The organism is Pseudomonas sp. TH06, from assembly GCF_016651305.1.
GTDB lineage: Bacteria > Pseudomonadota > Gammaproteobacteria > Pseudomonadales > Pseudomonadaceae > Aquipseudomonas.
In genome coordinates this window covers 2277156-2300027 of record NZ_JAEKEC010000001.1, presented here as the reverse complement: position 1 = coordinate 2300027, position 22872 = coordinate 2277156, and the positions used below count along the sequence as shown (strand labels likewise).

General features: G+C 61.0%; 26 protein-coding genes. 12 read left to right on the top strand and 14 right to left on the bottom strand.

The genetic code is table 11. The features are described from left to right. Nucleotides 1-30: 30 nt before the first annotated feature. The gene (locus tag JFT86_RS10370) at nucleotides 31-822 is read right to left on the bottom strand and encodes a DUF2135 domain-containing protein (protein WP_201236645.1); all 792 of its coding nucleotides are present in this window, start codon (nucleotides 820-822) and stop codon (nucleotides 31-33) included. A 277-nt stretch (nucleotides 823-1099) separates the two neighbouring features. On the opposite strand from JFT86_RS10370, the gene JFT86_RS10365 reads away from it, so the two are divergent. From JFT86_RS10365 to JFT86_RS10345, 5 genes are all read left to right on the top strand, one after another. Continuing rightward, nucleotides 1100-2245 carry a Fic family protein gene (locus JFT86_RS10365; protein WP_201236644.1) on the top strand — a complete coding sequence of 382 codons (1146 nt, stop codon included), beginning with the start codon at nucleotides 1100-1102 and terminating at the stop codon, nucleotides 2243-2245. A 270-nt stretch (nucleotides 2246-2515) separates the two neighbouring features. Beyond that, a complete protein-coding gene (locus tag JFT86_RS10360) occupies nucleotides 2516-2758 on the top strand; it encodes an exodeoxyribonuclease VII small subunit (RefSeq protein WP_003228627.1) in 243 nt (80 codons plus the stop codon). After that, nucleotides 2755-3642 (top strand): (2E,6E)-farnesyl diphosphate synthase, encoded by an 888-nt coding sequence (ispA, locus tag JFT86_RS10355; RefSeq protein WP_201236643.1) that lies wholly within the window; start codon nucleotides 2755-2757, stop codon nucleotides 3640-3642. Before JFT86_RS10360 ends, ispA begins: the two co-directional genes overlap by 4 nt. Before the next feature lie 91 nt (nucleotides 3643-3733). Then, nucleotides 3734-5632, top strand: coding sequence for a 1-deoxy-D-xylulose-5-phosphate synthase (dxs, locus tag JFT86_RS10350; protein ID WP_201236642.1), 1899 nt, complete (start codon nucleotides 3734-3736; stop codon nucleotides 5630-5632). A gap of 142 nt (nucleotides 5633-5774) precedes the next feature. Continuing rightward, nucleotides 5775-7658, top strand: a complete 1884-nt coding sequence (locus JFT86_RS10345) for a TonB-dependent receptor (protein ID WP_201236641.1) — start codon at nucleotides 5775-5777, stop codon at nucleotides 7656-7658. A 150-nt stretch (nucleotides 7659-7808) separates the two neighbouring features. Here JFT86_RS10345 and JFT86_RS10340 read toward each other — a convergent pair whose 3' ends face one another. The 12 genes from JFT86_RS10340 to nrdR all read right to left on the bottom strand — a co-directional run bounded on the left by JFT86_RS10340 (nucleotide 7809) and on the right by nrdR (nucleotide 16738). Next, nucleotides 7809-8609 (bottom strand): cobalamin-binding protein, encoded by an 801-nt coding sequence (locus JFT86_RS10340; RefSeq protein ID WP_201236640.1) that lies wholly within the window; start codon nucleotides 8607-8609, stop codon nucleotides 7809-7811. Next, nucleotides 8609-9028, bottom strand: coding sequence for an MFS transporter (locus JFT86_RS10335; RefSeq protein WP_201236639.1), 420 nt, complete (start codon nucleotides 9026-9028; stop codon nucleotides 8609-8611). The genes JFT86_RS10340 and JFT86_RS10335 overlap by 1 nt, the downstream gene beginning before the upstream one ends. Then, nucleotides 9025-9642, bottom strand: coding sequence for a GTP cyclohydrolase II (gene ribA, locus JFT86_RS10330; protein ID WP_103303726.1), 618 nt, complete (start codon nucleotides 9640-9642; stop codon nucleotides 9025-9027). The genes JFT86_RS10335 and ribA overlap by 4 nt, the downstream gene beginning before the upstream one ends. Before the next feature lie 245 nt (nucleotides 9643-9887). Next, nucleotides 9888-10625 (bottom strand): transporter substrate-binding domain-containing protein, encoded by a 738-nt coding sequence (locus JFT86_RS10325; protein WP_201236638.1) that lies wholly within the window; start codon nucleotides 10623-10625, stop codon nucleotides 9888-9890. Between the two features lie 37 nt (nucleotides 10626-10662). Then, a complete protein-coding gene (locus JFT86_RS10320) occupies nucleotides 10663-11166 on the bottom strand; it encodes a phosphatidylglycerophosphatase A (protein ID WP_201236637.1) in 504 nt (167 codons plus the stop codon). Beyond that, entirely contained in the window at nucleotides 11163-12128 is a 966-nt protein-coding gene (gene thiL, locus JFT86_RS10315; protein WP_201236636.1) for a thiamine-phosphate kinase, read from the bottom strand. The genes JFT86_RS10320 and thiL overlap by 4 nt, the downstream gene beginning before the upstream one ends. An 18-nt stretch (nucleotides 12129-12146) precedes the next feature. After that, entirely contained in the window at nucleotides 12147-12647 is a 501-nt protein-coding gene (gene nusB, locus JFT86_RS10310; RefSeq protein ID WP_201236635.1) for a transcription antitermination factor NusB, read from the bottom strand. Beyond that, on the bottom strand, nucleotides 12644-13120 hold the full coding sequence (gene ribE / locus JFT86_RS10305) for a 6,7-dimethyl-8-ribityllumazine synthase (protein ID WP_003228649.1): 477 nt from the start codon (nucleotides 13118-13120) through the stop codon (nucleotides 12644-12646). Before ribE ends, nusB begins: the two co-directional genes overlap by 4 nt. A gap of 187 nt (nucleotides 13121-13307) precedes the next feature. Beyond that, a complete protein-coding gene (ribBA, locus tag JFT86_RS10300; protein WP_169432103.1) occupies nucleotides 13308-14399 on the bottom strand; it encodes a bifunctional 3,4-dihydroxy-2-butanone-4-phosphate synthase/GTP cyclohydrolase II in 1092 nt (363 codons plus the stop codon). Nucleotides 14400-14430: 31 nt separating this feature from the next. Then, nucleotides 14431-15096 (bottom strand): riboflavin synthase, encoded by a 666-nt coding sequence (locus JFT86_RS10295; protein WP_201236634.1) that lies wholly within the window; start codon nucleotides 15094-15096, stop codon nucleotides 14431-14433. A 47-nt stretch (nucleotides 15097-15143) separates the two neighbouring features. After that, nucleotides 15144-16277 carry a bifunctional diaminohydroxyphosphoribosylaminopyrimidine deaminase/5-amino-6-(5-phosphoribosylamino)uracil reductase RibD gene (gene ribD / locus JFT86_RS10290; protein ID WP_201236633.1) on the bottom strand — a complete coding sequence of 378 codons (1134 nt, stop codon included), beginning with the start codon at nucleotides 16275-16277 and terminating at the stop codon, nucleotides 15144-15146. After that, complete coding sequence (nrdR, locus tag JFT86_RS10285) at nucleotides 16274-16738, bottom strand: transcriptional regulator NrdR (protein ID WP_007910946.1); 465 nt, start codon at nucleotides 16736-16738, stop codon at nucleotides 16274-16276. The genes ribD and nrdR overlap by 4 nt, the downstream gene beginning before the upstream one ends. Before the next feature lie 128 nt (nucleotides 16739-16866). Here nrdR and JFT86_RS10280 point away from each other — a divergent pair, with 128 nt between their 5' ends. The 3 genes from JFT86_RS10280 to trxA all read left to right on the top strand — a co-directional run bounded on the left by JFT86_RS10280 (nucleotide 16867) and on the right by trxA (nucleotide 19041). Beyond that, on the top strand, nucleotides 16867-17331 hold the full coding sequence (locus JFT86_RS10280; RefSeq protein ID WP_201236632.1) for a YbaY family lipoprotein: 465 nt from the start codon (nucleotides 16867-16869) through the stop codon (nucleotides 17329-17331). Further along, on the top strand, nucleotides 17328-17981 hold the full coding sequence (locus JFT86_RS10275) for a 50S ribosomal protein L11 methyltransferase (RefSeq protein ID WP_201236631.1): 654 nt from the start codon (nucleotides 17328-17330) through the stop codon (nucleotides 17979-17981). The genes JFT86_RS10280 and JFT86_RS10275 overlap by 4 nt, the downstream gene beginning before the upstream one ends. A gap of 187 nt (nucleotides 17982-18168) precedes the next feature. After that, nucleotides 18169-19041, top strand: coding sequence for a thioredoxin (gene trxA / locus JFT86_RS10270; RefSeq protein ID WP_201236630.1), 873 nt, complete (start codon nucleotides 18169-18171; stop codon nucleotides 19039-19041). Nucleotides 19042-19081: 40 nt separating this feature from the next. Here the strand turns inward: trxA and JFT86_RS10265 are convergent, their stop codons facing one another. After that, a complete protein-coding gene (locus tag JFT86_RS10265) occupies nucleotides 19082-19438 on the bottom strand; it encodes a hypothetical protein (protein WP_201236629.1) in 357 nt (118 codons plus the stop codon). 135 nt (nucleotides 19439-19573) lie between these two features. Between JFT86_RS10265 and JFT86_RS10260 the strand changes: the two genes are divergently transcribed. From JFT86_RS10260 to JFT86_RS10245, 4 genes are all read left to right on the top strand, one after another. After that, on the top strand, nucleotides 19574-20167 hold the full coding sequence (locus tag JFT86_RS10260) for a DUF2796 domain-containing protein (RefSeq protein WP_201236628.1): 594 nt from the start codon (nucleotides 19574-19576) through the stop codon (nucleotides 20165-20167). 138 nt (nucleotides 20168-20305) lie between these two features. Next, on the top strand, nucleotides 20306-21016 hold the full coding sequence (locus tag JFT86_RS10255) for an ABC transporter ATP-binding protein (protein ID WP_201236627.1): 711 nt from the start codon (nucleotides 20306-20308) through the stop codon (nucleotides 21014-21016). A gap of 1 nt (nucleotide 21017) precedes the next feature. Further along, complete coding sequence (locus JFT86_RS10250) at nucleotides 21018-22283, top strand: ABC transporter permease (protein WP_201236626.1); 1266 nt, start codon at nucleotides 21018-21020, stop codon at nucleotides 22281-22283. 11 nt (nucleotides 22284-22294) lie between these two features. After that, nucleotides 22295-22813: a DUF3299 domain-containing protein gene (locus JFT86_RS10245; protein WP_201236625.1), complete on the top strand. Its 519-nt coding sequence runs from the start codon at nucleotides 22295-22297 to the stop codon at nucleotides 22811-22813. Nucleotides 22814-22872: the final 59 nt, after the last annotated feature.

Here is a 22872-nt window from a genome sequence, read left to right as displayed (position 1 = left end):
AACCCGAAGTTCATCCGTGGTGCGGGATGCTTAGTAGTTGAAAGTCTTGACCAGCAGCAGATCACCGATCGCCCGCAGGGGCACGATGAAGGTCTCGCGTTTTTCGTCGACGGTGTTTTCGTTGAGCACCAGCGTGATTTGCGAGGTGATCACCTCGTTCTGATTGCTGGTCTCATCGAAGTTATAGCCGCCGTTACCGAAGTTGCCCCAATAGTTGACGTAAACCAGATAGGTGCCATGCAGCGGCGCGGTCATGGTGAACATCTCCGGCCCGGGGCCATCGACGCCATCCGGGTCGAGGCCACCGCCATTGCTCAACGCCGGGTGCGCCCAGAACGCATGCTGACCGTCGGGCGTGACAATGTGCAGATCGAGCTCGGCTTTTGGATCGTCCCACCCCAAGACAAGACGAATTCGCGCCGGTGTGCGCAAGTTATTTGCTTCATAAAATTGCACGCGCTTGAGCGACTGGCCTTCGGCGCTGATCACCTCGACGCTGTTCGACCCTGCGCCAAACGCATACGGCCTAGCGAAACGACCCTGGTCGTCGGTGTACAGATTCAGTGGATTGCCATTGACGGCGAGACTGTGCGGCGGGCGCATATGGCCGATGGCCTTGAGCTGGCCTTCGATCATCGTGCGATTGCGCTGGATGCCGCGATCGATGGGCGGCGTCGGATAGGCAACTTGCGGGTTTTCCGTGCGATCAAGCAAACCGTGATAGCGCCAGCCGCCCACCGGTTCCGCCAACTCGGCGGTAGGGGCGGCCAGCAGCGCGGGCGCGCAGGCCAACCCGATCAGCAGCATAAGAAATGAACGCATGTGACGCCTCCTGCCATGCCTGAACGAAACCTTGCACCCGATCCTCGGTACTTCACAGCGGTGAAAACTGCGTTTCGTCTGAAAGACCCGTGACTGCCGGGTCGTAGAAGGCGCGAAGATTAGCCATTCGGCAGTTTTTTAACAATCGGATACATCTGGATTTGTTGTGGGAATCACGGCCCCCGGTAGACGGTGAGCCGAATAGGCGTCATATTCGGCTCACAAAATGAGCCGAATAGCTGTTCTATTCGGCTCAAGCGCTCAGGAACCACACCTCATGGCGACTCACTGGATCTGGCAGCAACCCGATTGGCCCGACTTCAACTGGCAGGCAGACCGCCTCACGCTGTTGCTGCGCGAGTGTGTGCAGTCGCAAGGCCAATTGCTGGGCATGGCCGGCTCAGTGAGCAGTTCCCTGAGCGCTCAGTCTGAACTTGATGCCTTGCTGCAAAACATCGTGACCTCCTCTGCCATTGAGGGTGAGCAATTGAATGTCGGCTCCGTGCGCTCGTCATTGGCGCGGCGCCTCGGCCTGGAAACGGCTGATGACAATAACGTCAGTCCACGCAGTGAAAGCCTTGCGCAACTGATGCTCGACGCCACCCGGCGTTTCGCAGAGCCGTTGACGCTGGAGCGTTTGCTGGAATGGCATTCGCTGCTGTTTCCAGAACAGGAAAATGGTCTTTCCTCACGCGCAATCAATGTTGGTGCGCTGCGCGGTGATGAGCCGATGCAAGTGGTTTCCGGACGGATCGAGCGTCCGACCGTGCACTTCGAGGCCCCGCCAAGGCAAGGCCTTGAGCAGCAACTCGAGCGTTTCCTCAAGTGGTTCGAGACCAGTGAGCATGAAGCTGGACTCGATCCTCTGCTGCGCGCCGGCATCGCGCACTTCTGGTTTGTCACACTGCACCCGTTCGACGATGGCAACGGCCGACTCACCCGTACCATTACCGATCTGGCGCTGGCCCAAGGTGAAGCCCGGGCAATCCGTTTTTATGCCATGTCGGCCAGCATTCTCGACGATCGCGCCGGGTACTATCGGGTGTTGGAGTCGAGTCAGAAAGCCACGCTGGACATCAGCGAATGGCTGACGTGGTTTCTGCAGACTTTATTGCGCAGCTTTCGACAAGCCATCGCACGGATTGAAAGCGTGCTGGGAAAGACACGTTTCTGGCAGACGCATCGTGAGTCCGAACTGTCGGTGGAACAGATCAAAGTGCTCAATCGTCTGCTTGACGGCGGTGAGCGCGGTTTCGAGCACGGCATCAGTGCGGCGCAATATCAGGCTGTGGCCAAGGTATCTAAAGCCACCGCGACCCGGCATTTGGCGGAGTTGCTGGAGAAAGGTTGCCTGCAACGATTGCCGGGAGGCGGCCGCAGTACGCGCTACCAGATCCGCTATACGGACAAGCCCACACATTAAAAATCAACACCAATCCCTGTGGCGAGGGAGCTTGCTCCCGCTGGACTGCGCAGCAGGCCCAAAAACGCCGACCCCGTATCTCCATGTCAACCGAGTCAACATCGATTACGACTGCTGCGCAGCCGATCGGGGATAAATCCCCTCGCCACAAGGGATTTTTGTTCTCCCCAAAGGCCCATTTGTTCTTGCGAGTATCGGCCTGCTCATTTGCCCATAAACCCCCTATCTGCTAGTGTCGCGCCGGTTTAACGTCAACCGGAAATCGCCGCCATGGCCCGCAAAAAAGCTGCACTGGATTTCGAACAGTCCCTCGCCGACCTGCAAACACTGGTCGAGCGTCTGGAGAATGGTGAATTGTCGCTGGAAGACTCGCTGACCGCTTTCGAGCAGGGCATCGGCCTGACCCGTGACTGCCAGGCAGCGCTGGCGCAAGCCGAGCAGAAGGTGCAAGTGCTGCTGGAGCGTGATGGCGAACTCGCCGAGGAACCCTTCGACGCGGAACAGCCAGAATGATTGCAGCGTATTCGGCGACCAGCCAGGCCCGGGTCAACGCGGCCCTGGAAACCCTGTTCAACGCCCCGCTGCCGGAACTGGCGCGCCTCTATGAAGCCATGCGCTACAGCGTGATGAACGGTGGCAAACGCGTGCGCCCGTTGCTGGCCTACGCCGCGTGCGAAGCGCTTGGCGGTAAAGCTGAGCAAGCCAACGGCGCAGCGTGCGCGGTTGAGCTGATCCACGCTTATTCGCTGGTTCACGATGACTTGCCGGCGATGGACGACGACGATCTGCGTCGCGGCCAGCCGACCACCCACAAGAAATTCGATGAAGCCTGCGCGATTCTCGCCGGTGACGGCTTGCAGAGCCTGGCCTTCAGCGCCCTGCTCGACCCGCGCCTGAGCAATCTCGACGCTGACATCCGCCTGCAACAGGTCACGGCGCTGGCGCACGCAGCAGGCCCGGCCGGCATGGTCGGCGGTCAGGCGATCGACCTCGGTTCGGTCGGCCTCAAGCTCGATCAGAAAGCCCTCGAACAGATGCACCGGCACAAGACCGGCGCGTTGATCGAGGTCAGCGTCAGACTCGGCGCCCTGGCCAGCGGCCGTGCCGAGAAGGATGAACTCAAAGCCCTGCAGACTTATGCACAGGCCATCGGCCTCGCCTTTCAGGTGCAGGACGACATCCTCGACGTCGAAAGCGATACCGAAACCCTTGGCAAACGCCAGGGCGCCGACATCGCCCGCGACAAGCCGACCTACCCGGCCTTGCTCGGTCTGGACGCTGCCAAGGCCTATGCCCTGGAATTGCGCGATCAGGCCCTGCACGCCCTGCGACCGTTTGACGCGGCGGCCGAGCCGTTGCGTGAGCTGGCCCGGTATATCGTCGAGCGCCGCAGCTGACGGCGAATCAGCCAAAAAAGACCAACGCGTGGGCAGGGGGCGATGCATCAGGTAAACTGCCGCATCTTTTATACCTATAACGATTCGCCTGATGCCCACGACGTTTCATGAGATTCCCCGCAAGCGCCCGACCACGCCCCTGCTCGACCGCGCGAATACGCCGGACGGCCTGCGCCGGTTAGGCGAAGCCGAGCTGGAAACCCTGGCTGATGAGTTGCGCCTGGAATTGCTCTACACGGTCGGCCAGACCGGTGGGCATTTCGGTGCCGGCCTGGGCGTCATCGAGCTGACCATCGCGTTGCATTACGTCTTCGACACCCCGGACGACCGGCTGGTGTGGGACGTTGGTCATCAGGCTTATCCGCACAAGATCCTCACCGGTCGCCGCGAGCGCATGGAAACCCTGCGCCAGAAGGACGGCATTGCTGCCTTCCCGCGCCGCGCCGAGAGCGAGTACGACACCTTTGGCGTCGGCCACTCCAGCACCTCGATCAGTGCAGCGCTGGGCATGGCGATTGCCGCCCGCCTGCAAAACAGTGATCGCAAGGCCATTGCCGTGATTGGCGATGGCGCACTGACCGCTGGCATGGCTTTCGAGGCGCTGAACCACGCGCCGGAAGTCGATGCCAACATGTTGGTGATCCTCAACGACAACGACATGTCGATCTCGCGCAACGTCGGCGGCCTGTCGAATTATCTGGCGAAGATCCTCTCCAGCCGCACTTACGCGAGCATGCGTGAAGGCAGCAAGAAAGTCCTGTCGCGCCTGCCCGGCGCCTGGGAAATCGCCCGCCGCACTGAAGAATACGCAAAAGGCATGCTGGTCCCCGGCACCCTGTTCGAAGAGCTGGGCTGGAACTACATCGGCCCGATCGACGGCCACGACCTGCCGACACTGATCGCCACGTTGCGCAACATGCGTGATCTGAAAGGCCCGCAGTTCCTGCACATCGTCACCAAGAAAGGCAAAGGCTTCGCCCCGGCGGAAGTCGACCCGATTGGTTATCACGCGATCACCAAACTTGAACCTGTAGACGCCCCGGCTGCTGCGCCGAAAAAGGCTGGCGGACCGAAGTATTCGGCGGTGTTCGGCGAGTGGCTGTGCGACATGGCAGCGGCTGATCCACGTCTGGTCGGGATTACCCCGGCAATGAAGGAAGGCTCGGATCTGGTGGCGTTCAGCGAACGCTTCCCGCTGCGCTACTTCGACGTGGCGATTGCCGAACAGCACGCGGTGACGTTTGCTGCCGGCATGGCCTGCGAAGGCGCGAAACCGGTGGTGGCGATCTACTCGACATTCCTCCAGCGTGGCTACGATCAGCTCGTCCATGATGTCGCGGTGCAGAACCTCGACGTGCTGTTCGCCATCGACCGCGCCGGTCTGGTCGGCGAAGACGGCCCGACCCACGCCGGCAGCTTCGATCTGTCGTACCTGCGTTGCATCCCGGGCATGCTCATCATGACCCCGAGCGATGAAAACGAACTGCGCAAAATGCTCACCACCGGCCATCTGTACAACGGCCCGGCGGCGGTGCGTTACCCACGCGGCAGCGGCCCGAACGCGACCATCGAGAAAGACCTCGAACCTATCGAGATCGGTAAAGGCATCGTCCGTCGCCAGGGCAGCAACGTCGCCCTGCTGGTGTTCGGTGTGCAACTGGCCGAGGCGTTGAAAGTCGCCGAGAAGCTGGATGCAACGGTGGTCGACATGCGTTTCGTCAAACCGCTGGATGAAGCACTGGTGCGCGAGATCGCCGGCAGTCACGAGCTACTGGTGACTATCGAAGAGAACGCGATCATGGGCGGCGCCGGTGGTGCGGTCAGCGAATTTCTCGCACGCGAGAATATTCTCAAGTCGATGCTGCACCTGGGCTTGCCGGACGTTTACGTCGAGCACGCAAAGCCTGCACAGATGCTGGCCGAGTGCGGGCTGGATGAGGCTGGGATCGAAGCGTCGATTCGCGAACGTCTGGCCCTCCTCAACCGCTAAGCGTCCCTCCTGTAGGAGCTGCCGAAGGCTGCGATCTTTTGATCCTGCTTCTCGGCGGCTCCAGACCTTTCTAAAAAAGCAAAATCAAAAGATCGCAGCCTTCGGCAGCTCCTACACGGTTTTGCATAAGCCATGGATTGCCATGAAACTCTCGCGCCTCGCCCTGCCCTTCTTCCTGTTGCCAACTGCCAGCGCCCTCGCTGACACCTTCGAACGCGACCAGGCCTTGAAGCTGCCTGACACGCTGATCAGCGCCAACCGCCAGGTCGAAGCACGCAACGACAGCAGCGCGGCCAACACGGTGTTCACCCGCGAGGACATCGACCGCCTGCAACCGAACGATGTGCCGGACCTGCTGCGGCGCGTGCCGGGGGTGCAAGTGGCACAGACCGGTGGGCGCGGCAGTCTGCCCGGGATTTACATTCGCGGCACGCAATCGGCACAGAGCCTGGTGCTGGTCGATGGCCAACGCATCGGCAGTTCGACCTCTGGTGACAGCAACCTGCAACATCTGAACATCGAACAGATCGAGCGCGTTGAAGTGCTGCGCGGTTCACGTTCGGTGATTTACGGCAGCGATGCGATTGGCGGGGTGATTCAGATCTTCACTCGCCGAGGCAGTGAACAAGGTTTGCAGCCACGCCTGCATGTCGGCTTTGGCAGCAACCAGACCTGGGAACGCAGCCTCGGACTGTCCGGCGGCGATGACAAAACCCGCTTCAACCTTGGCGCCAGCCTTGATGAAACCGCCGGCATTGATCGCACCCACGAGTCGTATCCCAGCGATGGCGATCACGACGCTTACCGCAACAAGTCCATCAGCCTGAGCCTCAGCCATGCGCTGACCGACGACATCGAAGTCGGTGCCAACCTGCTGGATAACCGTGGCAAGAGTGAGTTCGACAACCCGTTCGGCCGCTTCGACATGAACACCTTCGAATCGGTCCAGCAGCAGCCCTACAGCGATTTCAACGTCAGCAGCGTCAGCAGTTACGTCGATGCCCGGGTCAACGAAACCTGGAAAACCCGCGTCGAATTCGGCCACACCGAGAACCGCGAAAAGACTCTCGACAAGCTCAGCGACGAACGCACGGTGTTCAACACCTATCGCGACTCGGTGAACTGGCAGAACGACCTGACCCTCGACGCACGTAACAGCCTGATCCTTGGCGGCGACTGGTATGAAGATCGGGTCAACAGCAGTACCGCGTTCGACGAAGACAGCCGCTGGAACCGCGCGGCATTCATCCAACATCGCTATCAGGCCGACAGTTTTTCCACTGAACTGGGTCTGCGCCATGACGATAACCAGCAGTTTGGCAGCCAGAACACCTGGAGCGGCACCTTCACCCTGCCGCTGAACCCGGACAACGACTTGTTGCTCAGCTACAGCGAAGGCTTCCGCGCACCGACCTTCAACGACCTGTACTACCCGGATTTCAGCAACCCGAACCTGAAACCGGAAACTTCGAAAAGCTACGAGCTGCAATGGCGTAGCCAGTTGAGCGACAGCAGTAGCCTGGAGGCCTCGCTGTATCGTACGGACCTTGAGGACGCGATTATCTTCGGCAGCAACTCACGGCCGGAAAACGTCGCCTCGGCACGAATCAACGGCTTCGAAGCCGCGTTGAAACAGGAGCTGTTCGGCTGGCAGAGCAACCTTGGCGTGGCGATCATCGATCCCCGTGACCGCGACACCGGCCATACCCTGGCGCGGCGTGCGCGGCGGACGCTGAGCTGGGATCTGGATCGGCAATTCGATCGCCTGAGCCTCGGCGCCAGTTGGCAGGCGGTGAGCAGCAGCTATGACGACAAGGACAATACGCAGGCGTTGGCCGGTTACGCACTGTTCGGCTTGCGCAGCAGCTGGGCGCTGAACCGCGAGATCAAGCTGGATCTGAAGGTGGATAACCTGTTGGACAAGGGCTACAGCCGGGCGAATTACAGCTATGACGGCAGTCAGTATGGCTATCGCGAAGAAGGCCGGGAGTGGATGTTCGGCGTCACCTGGACTCCCCAGCTCTAAGATCAACCTCCATCAACTGTGGCGAGGGGATTTATCCCCGATGGGTTGCGAAGCAGCCACAAAAACAGACGCCTCGGTGATCAGCCACATTGAGTTCACCGGTTTACGGCTGCTGCGCAGCCGGTCGGGGATAAATCCCCTCACCACAGGTTACTGGTGTGGCTGAATCAGGCGGCAGAGCTTGGCTGTCGCCTCGATCATCTGCCCGCTAGGACGTTCTAGGCCTTTGTCGGTGACCAGCAGCAACTTCCCCTGCGCCACCGCCGCCACCTGCGGCCAGGACTTCCACGCATCGAGCTGGGCCTGATCACCCGCCAGAATCACCTCGGGATTACGCTGCAGCACCGCTTCAATACTCACCTGCGGCGCCGGCAGACTCAGGTCGGCGAATACGTTACGCGCCCCGCACACCTCCAGCGCATCACTGATGATCTGCCCTCCGCCCACCGTGTACAACGGCTTGTCCCAGACTTGATAGAACACCTTGAGCGGCGCGTCCCGGCGATAGCGCTGACGTAGGTCGGCAAGTTGCTTACGCAGATCCGCCGCCAGTTTCTCCCCCCGCTCAGGCCGACCGAGTCGAGCGGCAATGGCTTCGATCTGCGCGGATAGCTGTTCGAGGCTGTGCGGTTCGGCAACGAATGTGGGGATGTTCAAACGCTTGAGCTGATCACGCTGCGCCGGGCCGACACTGCCGGGCCAGAGCAACAGAAGATCAGGTTTGAGGCTGAGCAGTTGTTCCATGTCCAACTGACCATAGCGGCCAACAGAAGGCACCCCGGCTATGGCCGCCGGGCGCTCGCCAGCATCCAGCACGCCGACCAGCAGGTCGGCGGAATCCAGCTCAACGACGATTTCAGACAGGGAAGGCGCGAGACTGACCACGCGCAGACTCGCCAGCGCCGGGCCGCTGACGGCCAGCAGCAGAACCGCCAGCCAGAGGCAGCGCATCAACCGAGTTGACGCGGAATACGGTAGAGGTAGAACAGCACCGCCGTGGACAACGCCAGCAGCATCAACGGCACCGCTTCGAGGCCGACGAACACCGCCAGCGCGCCGATCCATGCCGGTAACGCAGCGGCAAGGAAGGCGCTGCGGCGACGCGCCGCGAGAGCGATCCACGCTGCAGGCTCTTCAGGGGTATCGAGGGCTTTTTGGGTAGCGATCAGTGCGTGTTTATAGCGGCCGAAAAACTTCAGGCTGACAAACATCGATGCCACGCCGGCGATAAAGAACGGCATCGCCAGCACCGGCATGATCCCTTCGCTCTGACCGAACAGTGCGTTGAGGACGAACAGCGGCACCAGTGCCAGCGCCAGGTATTTCCACCAGTCGACGCTGAGACGCCGGCGCACCTGACCGCGGGTCACGCGCGGTCGACCTCGCCCTGATGCTCGTTGCCCATCATGTGGTCGAGCTTGCTGGCCTTGGTCGCCAGGTAGAGTTTGTTATGCGGGTTGTGCCCGGTGTGCAGCGGCACGCGCTCGGCGACGGTGATGCCCATGTCGGTCAAGGCTTTGACCTTGCGCGGGTTGTTGGTCATCAGACGCAACGACTTGACGCCCAGATGTTCGAGCATCGGCAGGCACATGGCGTAGTCGCGCTGGTCGGCGGCGAAACCCAACCGCTCATTGGCTTCAACGGTGTCGGCGCCGCCGTCCTGCAATTCGTAGGCGCGGATCTTGTTCAACAGGCCAATGCCACGGCCTTCCTGGCGCAGGTAAAGCAATACGCCGCGACCTTCGCGAGCGATGGCTTTGAGCGCGCCTTCGAGTTGCGAGCCGCAGTCGCAACGCTGGCTGAACAAGGCATCGCCCGTGAGGCATTCGGAGTGCAACCGGCCGAGTACCGGGGCACCGTCGGCGAAATCACCCAGGCTCAGCACAACGTGCTCGCGACCGGTGGCTTCATCGAGAAAACCGTGCATGGTGAATTGCGCAAAAGGCGTTGGCAGCTTGGAAGCGGCGACAAAAACGACAGGCACCGGTGTGCTCCTGATCTAAAAAGTCTGAAGATTCGCTGGGCGGCATTGTAACAGCAGCTTTGGGCAGGCGCTTAGGCTGAATTGTCGGGCATAACGATCAAAAAGTTTGATAACTCCCCCACGGACATTGCGCTCCCCTTGTAGGAGTGAGCCTGCTCGCGATGGCGGTGTGTCAGCTACATCAACGTTTGAATGAGACCGCTATCGCGATCAGGCTCACTCCTACAAAGGATTTGCGCAGGGCTTCAGTCAGAGACGAATGGGTAGGGCTGTTTCCACTTCTCGAAGATCGGCTTCAACTCGCCGCTCTTCACCAACTGCTCCATGCGCTGGTCATACAACGCCATCAACGTTCGCGCCTGTGGTGTATTGGCAAAGCACAGGTACAGCGGCAGTTCGGCGATATGGGTCTTGCGAAACTGCGACGGATCCTTGGCCCGGCCGACCACGTAATCGACTTCGGTCAGCGCGTCGATGTAATAGTCGACGCGGTTGTGAGTCAGCATCGACAGAATCCCGGTGCGCCGGATGACTTCGTTGAAGCTTTTCACATTGGGCAAATAATTCTGGTAGTCGTAGCCGCGTACCCAGGCCAGTCGATAGTTGCCCAGGGTTTCCGGGCTTGGTGCCGGATTGCTCGCAAGGCCCAGCGCATAGATATGATCGGTATCGAAGTTCCAGCGTGGATACAGCAGATCGCTGGCCTCTTCATGATAAGAACCGACACAGGCATCGATTTCGCCGCGTTGCGCCAGACCCACGGAACGCGTGTAAGGCTCGGTACGAATGTCGAGTTTCACCCCGGCCGGCTCGAACACCTTGCGCAACACGTCCCAGCCGAGGCCGTGACCATCGGCGGCGGTGTAATCTTCCCAGTCTTCACTGGCCAGATGGATGACCGCAGGCGTCGGCGCAGCGTTCTGTGCAATGGCCACAGTCCCCAGCAGAGCAAAAAACCCCACAGCCAACCAGCGTCGAGCCATCCCTAGTTCCCTCACGTAACCCTGATGCCCCCTGGGATCAGGTGAACAGCCACACCAGCCCTTGCATCGCCAGCCAGGCAAAGACACCGGCCAGCACGTCGTCGAGCATAATGCCGACGCCGCCATGCACGTGCCGATCGATCCAGCGAATCGGCCAAGGCTTGAGAATGTCGAAGAAACGGAACATCAGGAAACCCGCGAGCAACCAGTACCAGCCTTCCGGCACCAGCCACAGGGTGATCCACATCCCGACCATTTCGTCCCAGACGATGCCTTCGTGGTCGTGTACCCGCAGATCATCGGCAACCTTGCCGCACAGCCAGAAGCCGAACAGCATGGTGATCCCGAGCATCAGCCAGTAACCCCAGTCGGGCAACATCTGCCACAACGGGATAAAGGGTAGCGCAACTAGCGAGCCCCACGTGCCCGGCGCTTTCGGCAGAGTGCCGGAACCAAAGCCGAACGCGAGGAAATGCCAAGGATTGCGCCAGACCGACGGCGGCACGAATTCGCCCGGAACCTGTTTAGGGTGATCTGTCACGGTGTCTCCTGAAAATGTTGATAGCCCCGGATTTGCGGAGTGATGTCGCGCCCTTCGCGATCCAGCAGCGCCACGCCCTGCCCCTCGGTCACACGGCCGATCACATGGATCGGCCAACCGCCGGCCAGCAATGCCGGCAACTCGACGGACGGCAGGGTGAACGCCAGCACGTAATCATCACCACCGCTCAATGCCGCCCGTTCGGCGCCGCGTTGGCCAAGAAAAGCCACTAATGCATCCGACAACGGCACGTGTTCGCGTTCAATCTCAAGCCGCACCTTCGATGCCAGTGCGATATGACCGCAATCGGCGAGCAAGCCGTCGGAAATATCCAGCGCTGAAGTGGCTTTGCCGCGCAATGCCTGGCCGAGGGCCAGTTGCGGTTGCGGCGACCAATAATGGTCGAGCAATGGCTGGCCAATGTCCGCTGCGGCGTCGCGCTGGCCCAGTACCAGCGGCAACGCGCCAGCGGCATTGCCCAACTCGCCGCCGACGCACAACAAGTCACCTGGTTGCGCGCCGCCGCGAGTCAAGGCTTGTCCGGCGGGCACTCGACCGAACACGGTTACCGTCAGGCTCAACGGCCCACGTGTGGTATCGCCGCCGACCAACGCGACGCCGCAGCTTTGTGCCATGCGGTTCAAACCACGGGCATAGGCTTGCAGCCAATCGGCGGTCACCGTCGGCACAGTCAGGGCAAGGGTAAAGGCAACGGGCGTGGCGCCCATGGCGGCCAGATCGCTAACCGCGACGGCCAGCGAGCGCTGACCGAGCAGAAACGGATCGCAGGGGTCGGCGAAATGCACGCCGGCCACCAGCGTATCGGTGGAAATTGCCAGCTGTTCCCCGGGGGGAACAGCGAGCAAGGCACAGTCATCGCCGATCCCCAGTGCAACGCCCTCGCCGCCCTGCGCACAAGGCGCGGCGGCGAAGAAATTGCGGATCAGCTCAAACTCGCCCATTGCGATATCAAGCGCGGATCAGCGCTTGAACGCCTTCACTTCAGCTTCACGCAGGCGCGGGGCCAGTTTGTCGAGCACGCCGTTGACGAACTTGTGACCGTCGGTGGAACCGTAGACTTTCGCCAGTTCGATCCCTTCGTTGATCACAACGCGGTACGGCACATCGACACGCTTGAGCAGTTCCCAGGTCGACAGGCGCAGTACGCACAGTTCAACCGGGTCCAGCTCTTCGATGGTCAGGTCCAGGCACGGCGCCAACGCAGCGTCGATCTCGGTCAGACTGGCCGGAACACCGTGCAGGATGTCGTGAAAGTAGCTGGCATCGGCGAAGGTGAAGTCGTTGTCGACGCGAAACTGCGCTTCGATTTCGTTCAGCGAAGTACTGGCCATGTGGCGCTGGTACAACGCTTGAGTCGCCAGCTGACGGGCAGCGCGGCGCTTTTCACTTTTCGAAGGCTTGCCGGCGTCCGTTGGACGCGGTTCGCGCGGGTTGAAACGATCGCTTTCGTCGCTAATCACTTGGCCTCCAACTGCGCCAGCAGGCTGACCATTTCCAGAGCGGACAGGGCAGCTTCGGCACCTTTGTTACCGGCTTTGGTGCCGGAACGTTCGATGGCTTGCTCGATGGAATCAACGGTCAGGACGCCGAAAGCGACCGGTACGCCGAACTCCATGGACACCTGGGCCAGACCCTTGGTGCACTCGCCTGCCACGTATTCGAAGTGCGGAGTACCGCCACGAATGACTGCGCCGAGGGCGATGATGGCTGCGAACTCACCTTTCTGGGCGACTTTTTGCGCTACCAGCGGGATTTCGAAGGCGCCAGGTGCGCGGATGATGGTGATGTCGCTTTCGCTCACGCCGTGGCGAACCAGGGCATCAACTGCACCGCTGACCAGGCTTTCAACGACGAAGCTGTTGAAACGGCCCACTACCAAAGCGTAGCGGCCTTTAGGGGCGATGAAGGTACCTTCGATGGTCTTCAGGGTCATTCGTCAGTTCTCTTAAAGAGCCGGGACGCGTCTCGTACGCATCCCTCAGTGATATTAGCTGTGGCGAGGGGATTTATCCCCGATGGACTGCGCAGCAGTCCCAAAACAGGGGCCGCTGCGCAGCCCGTCGGGGATGAATCCCCTCACCACAAGAATCTGCGCCAACAATGTCGGAAACAACCGGTCATTATTCGGAGGGCACGTATTCTACAACTTCCAGATCGAAACCGGATATCGCATTAAATTTCATTGGTGCGGACATCAAACGCATTTTGCGCACACCGAGGTCGCGCAGGATCTGCGAACCGGCACCGACGATGCTGTAAGTCGTCGGTTTTTTCGGTGCGGCCTGATCGCCGGTTTCGCGGATGTGCGCCAGCAACACGTCACCATCGAGCGGGTGACCGAGCAACAGCACCACACCGCTGCCCGCCTCGGCAACCGCAGCCATGGCGGCGCGCAGACTCCAGCGTCCCGGTTGTTTGACCATCAGCAGGTCGCGCAGCGGGTCCATGTTGTGCACGCGAACCAGGGTCGGCTCTTCGGCGCAGACAGTGCCCAACGTCAGGGCCATGTGCACGTCGCCTTCCACCGAATCACGATAGGTCACCAGGTTGAATTGGCCCAGTTCGCTGTCCAGTGGCTGCTCGGCAATCCGCTGAACGGTACGTTCGTGGATCATCCGGTAGTGAATCAGGTCGGCGATGGTGCCGATCTTGATGTTGTGTTCAGCGGCGAATGCTTCGAGTTCGGCGCGGCGAGACATGGTGCCGTCGTCGTTCATCACTTCGCAGATCACACCGCTTGGCTCGAAACCGGCCATGCGCGCCAGGTCGCAAGCGGCTTCGGTGTGACCGGCGCGGGCCAGGGTGCCACCGGCCTGGGCCATCAGCGGGAAGATGTGGCCCGGGCTGACGATGTCTTCAGCCTTGGCGTCTTTCGCGGCAGCGGCCTGCACGGTGCGTGCGCGGTCGGCAGCGGAGATGCCGGTGGTCACGCCTTCGGCGGCTTCGATCGAGACGGTGAACTTGGTGCCGAAACCGGAACCGTTGCGCGGCGCCATCAGCGGCAACTTCAAGGTTTCGCAGCGCTCGCGGCTCATCGGCATGCAGATCAGGCCACGGGCGTGCTTGGCCATGAAGTTGATGTGCTCGGCCTTGCAGCATTCGGCGGCCATGATCAGGTCGCCTTCGTTCTCGCGGTCTTCGTCATCCATGAGGATGACCATCTTGCCTTGGCGGATGTCTTCAACCAGTTCTTCGATGCTATTGAGCGCCACAAGGCACCCCCCTTCTTTCGAATTTAGAGCTTCAGGATTTGAGGTAGCCGTTTTGGGCCAGAAAGCTTTCAGTGATGGTGCCACCGGATGCAGGCTCTGCGGCCTTGTCGCCCAGCAGCAGGCGCTCCAGATAACGCGCCAGCAAGTCGACTTCCAGGTTCACCCGGCGACCTGGCTTGTAGGACGCCATGATGGTTTCGCTCAGGGTGTGCGGAATGATCGTCAGCATGAACTCGGCGCCATCGACTGCGTTCACGGTCAGGCTGGTGCCGTCGACGGTAATCGAGCCTTTGTGGGCGATGTACTTGGCCAGTTCCTTCGGCGCACGGATGCGAAATTCCACGGCGCGAGCATTGTCGGCACGGGAGACGATCTCGCCGACACCATCGACGTGACCGCTGACCAGGTGACCGCCGAGACGGGTGGTCGGGGTCAGGGCTTTTTCCAGATTGACCGGGCTGCCGCTTTTCAGGTCATTCATGGCAGTGCAGTCGAGGGTTTCGCGGCTGACGTCGGCAGCGAAGCCGTCGCCCGGCAGTTCAACGGCGGTCAGGCACACGCCGTTGACCGCGATGCTGTCGCCGAGTTTGACGTCGCTCAGGTCGAGCTTGCCGGTTTCGACATGTACCCGTACATCGCCGCCCTTTGGGGTCAGTGCACGGATACTGCCGATGGATTCGATGATGCCGGTAAACATGGGGTTCTCCTTGAGAACGAAGCCAGCGCTAACGCGATGGCCGGGAATTATACGCTCGCCGACGGGACAGGGATTGCAGTGACTCGCCAGTCATCGCCAACCGCGCGGATTTCAGTGATTTTCAGCTCGGGGGCGTCCTTCATAAGGGACAGCGGCCAGTCCAGCAGCGGACGCGCCGAGGACCCCAGAAACCTGCCGGCGATGAAGATCACAAACTCATCGACCAGACCGAGTTGAGCAAACGCACCGGCCAGACGCGGGCCAGCCTCGACCAGCACTTCATTGACGCCACGGCCAGCCAGTTCGATCAGCAGTTGATGCAGATCGACCTGACCGTCATCGCCCGGCACGATCAGGCATTCCGGGCCGTTGGCGTATTGTTCTTCGACGGCCATGCACGTGGCGACCAGCGCCGGGCCGGCCTTGAAGAATGGCGCGTCGAGCGGCACCCGCAGACGACCATCAATCAGCACGCGCAATGGCGGGCGGCTCATGGCCAGCGCGGTTTGCTCGGGATCCAGGCCCAACTCGTCGGCACGCACGGTCAAGCGTGCGCCATCGGCCAGCACCGTGTCGGCGCCGGTCAGCACCACACTGGCCTGCGCACGCAATCGCTGCACCGCCGAACGTGCGGCTGGCCCAGTGATCCATTGGCTCTCGCCGCTCTCCATCGCCGTGCGACCGTCGAGGCTCATGGCCAACTTGACCCGCACAAACGGCAGGCCCTGTTCCATACGCTTCAGGAAGCCTTGATTGAGCTGGCGGGCCTCGGCTTCGAGGACGCCGCTTTCGGTGGCGATACCGGCATCAGTCAGACGCTGCAAACCACGGCCGGCGACTTGTGGATTGGGGTCGCGCATCGCTGCGACCACACGCCCAACGCCGGCATTGACCAATGCATCGGCGCACGGCGGCGTGCGGCCATGGTGGCTGCAAGGTTCCAGCGTCACATAAGCGGTGGCGCCCCGGGACTGTTCACCGGCGGCGCGCAAGGCGTGGACTTCGGCGTGTGGTTCACCGGCACGTTCATGCCAGCCTTCGCCGACAATCTGGCCGTCCTTCACTATCACGCAGCCGACCCGAGGATTGGGGTGCGTGGTGTAGTGACCTTTGCGCGCCAGTTCCAGTGCGCGGGCCATGAAGTGGGCGTCGAGAATGGCCTGCTCGCCGGCGCTGGTCATTCTTTCACCGGTTCGCGGGCGAGACGATCGATCTCTTCGCGGAACTCGTTGAGGTCCTGGAAGCGCTTGTAGACCGAGGCAAAACGAATGTAGGCGACTTCATCAAGCTTTTGCAGCTCGGCCATCACCAACTCACCGACCACGAGGGATTTGACCTCGCGCTCGCCAGTGGCGCGCAGCTTGTGCTTGATGTGAACCAAAGAGGATTCGAGGCGCTCGACGCTCACCGGACGTTTCTCCAGGGCGCGTTGCATGCCGGCGCGGAGTTTTTCTTCGTCGAACGGTTGGCGGCTGCCGTCAGTTTTGATCAGGCGCGGCAACACCAGTTCGGCCGTCTCGAACGTCGTGAAACGCTCGCCGCAGGCCAGGCATTCACGCCGGCGGCGCACCTGTTCGCCCTCGGCGACCAGACGCGAGTCGATGACCTTGGTGTCGTTGGCACCGCAGAAGGGACAGTGCATGGTGGCTGGCAACAAAAAAAGGGAGGGCCATGGTAGCGCATCCCGGTGGCAAGACAAGCCATAGGGTTTGCGGTATACAGAACGGCATGATCGTTTGATCCATGGATTTCATTTTGCCGGAGCTGCCAATGCCGTTACGTCCGCTCGTTTTGCTCAGTCTTTTCAGCCTGCTGGTGGCCTGTGGCAGCGATGCACCCAAGCCCCAGCCGCCGACGCCAGGCCCGGCGCCACAACAGGCGCAGAAAAAAGCCAAAGAGGCCGCCGACCTTGGCCCGTTGCCTGTTTATCAGCGCGAACTGAGCGGCACCCTGCAAGGCGTGCCGGCCGGTGCCGAAGTCGAACTGGCGTTGCTGGTCATCGATGAAAAGGATCGCCCGCAACAATTGCTCGCCAGTTCCAGCCTGATCGGCAACAACCAGATCCTGCCGTTTCGCCTGCGCTTCAGCCCGGACGCGTTCCCGGCGGGGGCGCGGGTCGAGTTGCGTGGCCGCGCCAGTCAGTCCGGTCAATTGATTCTGCACCTGCCGTCGCAAACCATCACTCAGCCGACGACTCAGGCGCTGGGCCAACTGCAATTCGTCAAAGCGCCATGAATGCACCGCTCGACCTGCAACAGGCGTTAGGTGAATTGCTCGGCGACGCCAGGCTCAAGGCCTGTGCGTTGCCGGACACCGATTTAACGCTATGGCTGATCGACGGCGACAACATGGCCCGTGAATTCAGCCAGGAAGAAACCCAACGAATCCTCCACGAACCGCCCTACTGGAGTTTTTGCTGGGCCAGTGGTCTGGCAGTGGCGCGATATCTGGCCGAGTATCCCGAATGGGTGCGCGGCAAACGCGTGCTGGATTTTGGCGCCGGTTCGGGGATTGCCGGGATCGCGGCGGTCAAGGCCGGAGCACTGGAGGTGGTGGCGTGCGACCTGGATCCGCTGGCAATTGCCGCGTGCCGGGCGAATGCCGAGCTTAATGCTGTGCAGATGAGCTACTCGACCGACTTCTTCGCCGAGGCGGACCGTTTTGATGTGATCCTGGTGGTGGACGTTTTGTATGACCGGGCGAACCTGCCGTTGCTCGATGCATTTCTCAGCCGAGGGCGTGAAGCGCTGGTGGCAGATTCGCGCGTTCGGGATTTCCGCCATCCGTTGTATGAGCGCATCGAAATGCTTGAGGCGATGACCTTGCCGGATCTGGCGGAGCCGGAAGAGTTTCGACATGTCAGCCTTTACCATGCGCGGCGCTAGCTAAAAGCATCGCGGGCAAGCCCGCTCCCACAGTGACCGAGTCGAACCGGGATTTTGTGTACGGCACAGAACCCTGTGGGAGCGGGCTTGCACGCGATGGCGTCCTGCCTGACAACTCATCTCTAACTTCCGGCCACACCCCACCAAGCCGTATAGTTGCCCCATCCACGCTTTGACGAGATCCTCCATGAGTGAGCAAACGCCGTACATCTTCGACGCCACGACTGCCGATTTCGACCAGTCGGTGATCGAAGCCTCCTTCAATAAACCCGTGCTGGTGGATTTCTGGGCCGAATGGTGTGCGCCGTGCAAGGCGCTGATGCCGATGCTGCAAGGCATTGCCGAGAGTTATCAGGGCGAGTTGCTGCTGGCCAAGGTCAACTGCGACATCGAGCAAGACATCGTCGCCCGCTTCGGCATTCGCAGTCTGCCGACCGTGGTGCTGTTCAAGGACGGTCAACCGGTTGACGGTTTTGCCGGCGCACAACCGGAGTCCGCCGTACGCGCCTTGCTTGAACCACATGTGCAAATGCCACCGCCGGCCGCTGCCGATCCGTTCGAACAGGCTCAGGCCTTGTTTGATGATGGTCGTTACGCCGATGCCGAAGCGGCGCTGGTGGTCATGCTCAACGAAGACAACACCAACGCCAAGGCACTGATCCTCTACGCCCGTTGCCTGACCGAACGCGGTGAACTGGACGAAGCGCAAACCGTGCTTGAGGCAGTCAAGAGCGATGAGCACAAAGCCGCACTGGCCGGGGCCAAGGCGCAGATCAAATTTCTGGGTCTGGCCCGCGATCTGCCGGACGCTGCCGACCTGAAAGCGCGTCTGGCGAAAGATCCACAGGATGATGAAGCGGTGTATCAACTGGCGATTCAGCAACTGGCTCGTCAGCAATACGAAGCCGCGCTGGAGGCGATGCTCAAGCTGTTTATCCGCAACCGCAGCTATGGCGAGGGGTTGCCGCACAAGACCTTGCTGCAGGTGTTCGAGTTGCTCGGTAACGATCATCCGTTGGTGGGTGCTTACCGTCGCAAAATGTTTGCTGCGCTTTATTAAGAGCAAAAGATCGCAGCCTGCGACCTTTTGCTTCTGCGTTCTATTCGATCCAGCTGTAGAGCGGCGTATCCCCGCCGCTCACCACTTTCACGTCCGAACTATGGCGCAGTCGTACCAGCAAGCGCTTGCCTGAAACGGCGCTGCCCGTCAGCCCCTCCAGTTGTTCGAGCAAATCCGGCCCGCTGAGCTGGCCGGCCTTGCGCAACAGATCCCGGGCAACCTGCCACAACGCGTCGTCCTGATTCAGCGGTTTCGCCGCTGGCGCCGAAGCAATCGCCGCTTGAGCAATCTGCGGCTGTGCGCCAAGGGCCGAGCCCAGCTTCGCCCAATCGCTGTCATCCAGTTCTACTGTCAAATCCACCGGTACGTCACCGACGGTTCCGCGTATCCGCAACATTGAGTTCGCTCCCGCACATTTCTGACCTGCATGCTCCCACGGGACTTGTGTAACGCCAAGCAGCCGGGCAAACTCTGCGGGCTTTCGTTATAAGATTACATAACAAACTCTTCACTTTACTTCCCGGAGACCGCCATGCGTCGTCTGCTGCTCGCTTTGCCGTTTGCCCTGTTGCCGCTGGCCATCGCCCACGCTGCCGATGAGCATGACCACGACCATGAACACGGCAGCCTCGGCGCTCACGAACACGGTGTCGGTCGCCTCAATGCCGCACTTGACGGCCAGACCCTGGAGCTGGAGCTGGAAAGCCCGGCGATGAACCTGGTCGGTTTCGAACACGTTGCCAGCACTGACGCCGACAAAGCCAAAGTTGCCACCGCTCGCGCTCAGCTTGAGAAGCCATTGGCGCTGTTCAACCTGCCGGCCGCTGCCAATTGCAAAGTGGTCAGTCAGGAGCTGGAGAGCCCGTTGTTCGGTGACAAGCCGGATGCCGACGATCACGACGACGCTGAAGCTGACAAGGACGGTCACGAGCATCACCACGACCACAGCGAAATCCATGCGCACTATCAATTCAGCTGTGCAGCCCCCGGTGCGCTGAAGACGCTGGATCTGGCGAACATCTTCAATACCTTCCCGGCCACTCAGAAAATTCAGGTACAACTGATCAGCGCGAACGGCCAGCAAGGCACCGAAGTGACTGCCAAGGCTGCGTCGTTGAAATTCTGAAATCTGTAAAGATCCCTTGTAGGAGTGAGCCTGCTCGCGATAGCAGACTGTCAGTTGACTCAGTGCTGACTGATACACCGCTATCGCGAGCAGGCTCACTCCTACAAAGGAGCCACTCAACTATCTGACCGGTTTCAAATGACCCAAGCACTCATCGAACTGTCCGACCTGGGCTTCAGTTGGCCCGGTCATCCGCCGTTGCTGGACATCCCGGCGTTTCGTCTGGAACCGGGTGAAACCCTGTTTCTCAAAGGCCCCAGCGGCAGCGGCAAGACCACCCTGCTCGGTCTCCTCGGCGGCGTGCAGAAGCCGGATCGCGGCAGCATCCGCCTGCTCGGCCAGGAGCTGACCGAACTCTCCGCGGGCGCCCGCGATACGTTCCGCGTCGACCACACCGGCTACATCTTTCAGCAGTTCAACCTGCTGCCGTTTCTCTCGGTGCGCGAAAACGTCGAGTTGCCCTGCCACTTCTCAAAATTGCGCGCTGAACGGGCGAAACAGCGTCACGGCAGCGTCGATCAAGCCGCCGCCACCCTGCTCGCCCACTTGGGTTTGAAGGACGAAAACATCCTCGCTCGTCGCGCCGATTCATTGTCTATCGGCCAGCAACAACGAGTCGCCGCCGCCCGCGCGTTGATCGGCCAACCGGAATTGGTGATCGCCGACGAGCCGACCTCGGCGCTGGATTACGACGCCAGAGAAAACTTCATTCGTCTGCTGTTCGCCGAATGCCGCGAGGCCGGTTCGAGTCTGCTGTTCGTCAGCCACGATCAGAGCCTGGCGCCACTGTTCGACCGTCATCTGTCCCTGGCCGAACTCAATCGCGCCGCCACGTCTGCCGAGGTCTGAGATGTATTTGTTTCGTCTGGCCATGGCCAGCCTGGCCAACCGCCGCTTCACCGCATTGCTCACCGCATTCGCCATCGCCCTGTCGGTCTGCCTGCTGCTCGCCGTAGAACGGGTGCGCACCGAGGCCAAAGCCAGTTTCGCCAGCACCATCAGCGGTACCGATCTGATCGTCGGCGCCCGCTCCGGCTCGGTGAATCTGTTGCTGTACTCGGTGTTTCGCATCGGCAACGCGACCAACAACATTCGCTGGGACAGCTTCGAACATTTCGCCAACAACCCGAAAGTGAAGTGGGCGATCCCGATGTCTCTGGGTGACTCCCATCGCGGCTATCGAGTGATGGGCACCACCGAAGCCTATTTCGAACACTACCAGTACGGCCGCCAGCAACATCTGGAACTGGCCGATGGCCGCGCCTTCGCCACCGATCCGTTTGAAGTGGTGCTCGGTGCCGAAGTCGCCGACGCACTGCATTACAAGCTCGGCGACAAACTGGTGCTGGCCCACGGCGTGGCGGCGATCAGTCTGGTCAAGCACGACGACAAGCCGTTCACTGTGGTCGGTATTCTCAAGCGCACCGGCACCCCGGTGGATCGCACGCTGCACATCAGCCTCGGTGGCATGGAAGCGATTCACATTGACTGGCACAACGGCGTGCCGGCGCGTGGCAACGGGCGGATCTCGGCGGATCAGGCACGCAACATGGACCTGACGCCGCAAGCGATCACCGCGTTCATGCTCGGCCTCAACAGCAAGATTTCCACGTTTGCCCTGCAACGCGAGATCAACGAATTCCGTGGCGAGCCGATGCTGGCGATTCTGCCGGGCGTGGCCCTGCAGGAATTGTGGAGCCTGATGAGCACGGCTGAAAAAGCCTTGTTCGTGGTCTCGCTGTTTGTGGTGCTGACCGGGTTGATCGGCATGCTCACGGCAATCCTCACCAGCCTCAACGAGCGGCGCCGGGAGATGGCGATCCTGCGTTCGGTCGGCGCACGGCCGTGGCACATCGCGAGCCTGCTGGTGCTGGAAGCCTTTGCCTTGGCGTTGACCGGGGTGATTGCCGGGCTGGCGTTGCTGTACATCGGTATCGCCGCTGCGCAAGGTTATGTGCAGGCCAATTACGGCTTGTTCCTGCCGCTGGCGTGGCCGAGCGAGTATGAATGGACGCTGCTCGGTGGCATTCTGGCGGCCGCGCTGCTGATGGGCAGCGTGCCGGCCTGGCGCGCGTATCGCCAATCCTTGGCCGATGGCCTGTCGATCCGTTTATGAGGATGTTCACCATGCCCCGCGCTGTGCTTGCGCTGTTATTGCTGGTTGCCCTGCCCGTTTGGGCGGCGGCGCCAAAAGACCTGACCTGGTCGGAAATGATCCCGCCGGACGCCGCGCCGGAAGTGCCGAACATGACCCCGCTGCACGACCTGTCGAAGATGAGCGATGCGCTGTCCGCCGAGTCGGCGCCGGCAGCCAAACAGGACATGCCCGACGCGCCTGTGGTGAAGAGCCTCGACGGCCAGAATATTCGCCTGCCGGGTTATATCGTGCCGCTGGAAGTCAACGAGGAAGGACGTACCACGGACTTTTTGCTGGTGCCGTACTTCGGCGCCTGCATCCACGTGCCGCCACCGCCGTCGAATCAGATCGTGCATGTGAAAAGCGAACTCGGCGTGAAGCTCGATGAGTTGTATCAGCCGTACTGGGTCGAGGGGCCGTTGCAGGTCAAGGCGTCGAGCAGCGAACTGGCGGATGCCGGGTATCAGATGGATGCCGACAAGATTTATGTGTATGAACTGCCGGAGTGAATACCGGTAACTCTGGGTTGTTTGTTCAATTGCTATCGCGAGCAGGCTCACTCCTACAT

Coding starts and splice junctions, on each gene's coding strand:
- dxs (WP_201236642.1), top strand. CDS start 3,734: ATGCCCACGACGTTTCATGAGATTCCCCGCAAGCGCCCGACCACGCCC.
- JFT86_RS10295 (WP_201236634.1), bottom strand. CDS start 15,096: ATGTTTACCGGCATCATCGAATCCATCGGCAGTATCCGTGCACTGACC.
- thiL (WP_201236636.1), bottom strand. CDS start 12,128: ATGGGCGAGTTTGAGCTGATCCGCAATTTCTTCGCCGCCGCGCCTTGT.
- JFT86_RS10275 (WP_201236631.1), top strand. CDS start 17,328: ATGAATGCACCGCTCGACCTGCAACAGGCGTTAGGTGAATTGCTCGGC.
- JFT86_RS10345 (WP_201236641.1), top strand. CDS start 5,775: ATGAAACTCTCGCGCCTCGCCCTGCCCTTCTTCCTGTTGCCAACTGCC.
- JFT86_RS10250 (WP_201236626.1), top strand. CDS start 21,018: ATGTATTTGTTTCGTCTGGCCATGGCCAGCCTGGCCAACCGCCGCTTC.
- JFT86_RS10340 (WP_201236640.1), bottom strand. CDS start 8,609: ATGCGCTGCCTCTGGCTGGCGGTTCTGCTGCTGGCCGTCAGCGGCCCG.
- JFT86_RS10370 (WP_201236645.1), bottom strand. CDS start 822: ATGCGTTCATTTCTTATGCTGCTGATCGGGTTGGCCTGCGCGCCCGCG.
- ribD (WP_201236633.1), bottom strand. CDS start 16,277: ATGACCAGCGCCGGCGAGCAGGCCATTCTCGACGCCCACTTCATGGCC.
- JFT86_RS10365 (WP_201236644.1), top strand. CDS start 1,100: ATGGCGACTCACTGGATCTGGCAGCAACCCGATTGGCCCGACTTCAAC.
- ribE (WP_003228649.1), bottom strand. CDS start 13,120: ATGACCCTGAAGACCATCGAAGGTACCTTCATCGCCCCTAAAGGCCGC.
- JFT86_RS10245 (WP_201236625.1), top strand. CDS start 22,295: ATGCCCCGCGCTGTGCTTGCGCTGTTATTGCTGGTTGCCCTGCCCGTT.
- JFT86_RS10325 (WP_201236638.1), bottom strand. CDS start 10,625: ATGGCTCGACGCTGGTTGGCTGTGGGGTTTTTTGCTCTGCTGGGGACT.
- JFT86_RS10265 (WP_201236629.1), bottom strand. CDS start 19,438: ATGTTGCGGATACGCGGAACCGTCGGTGACGTACCGGTGGATTTGACA.
- JFT86_RS10260 (WP_201236628.1), top strand. CDS start 19,574: ATGCGTCGTCTGCTGCTCGCTTTGCCGTTTGCCCTGTTGCCGCTGGCC.
- trxA (WP_201236630.1), top strand. CDS start 18,169: ATGAGTGAGCAAACGCCGTACATCTTCGACGCCACGACTGCCGATTTC.
- JFT86_RS10280 (WP_201236632.1), top strand. CDS start 16,867: ATGCCGTTACGTCCGCTCGTTTTGCTCAGTCTTTTCAGCCTGCTGGTG.
- JFT86_RS10255 (WP_201236627.1), top strand. CDS start 20,306: ATGACCCAAGCACTCATCGAACTGTCCGACCTGGGCTTCAGTTGGCCC.
- nrdR (WP_007910946.1), bottom strand. CDS start 16,738: ATGCACTGTCCCTTCTGCGGTGCCAACGACACCAAGGTCATCGACTCG.
- JFT86_RS10360 (WP_003228627.1), top strand. CDS start 2,516: ATGGCCCGCAAAAAAGCTGCACTGGATTTCGAACAGTCCCTCGCCGAC.
- ispA (WP_201236643.1), top strand. CDS start 2,755: ATGATTGCAGCGTATTCGGCGACCAGCCAGGCCCGGGTCAACGCGGCC.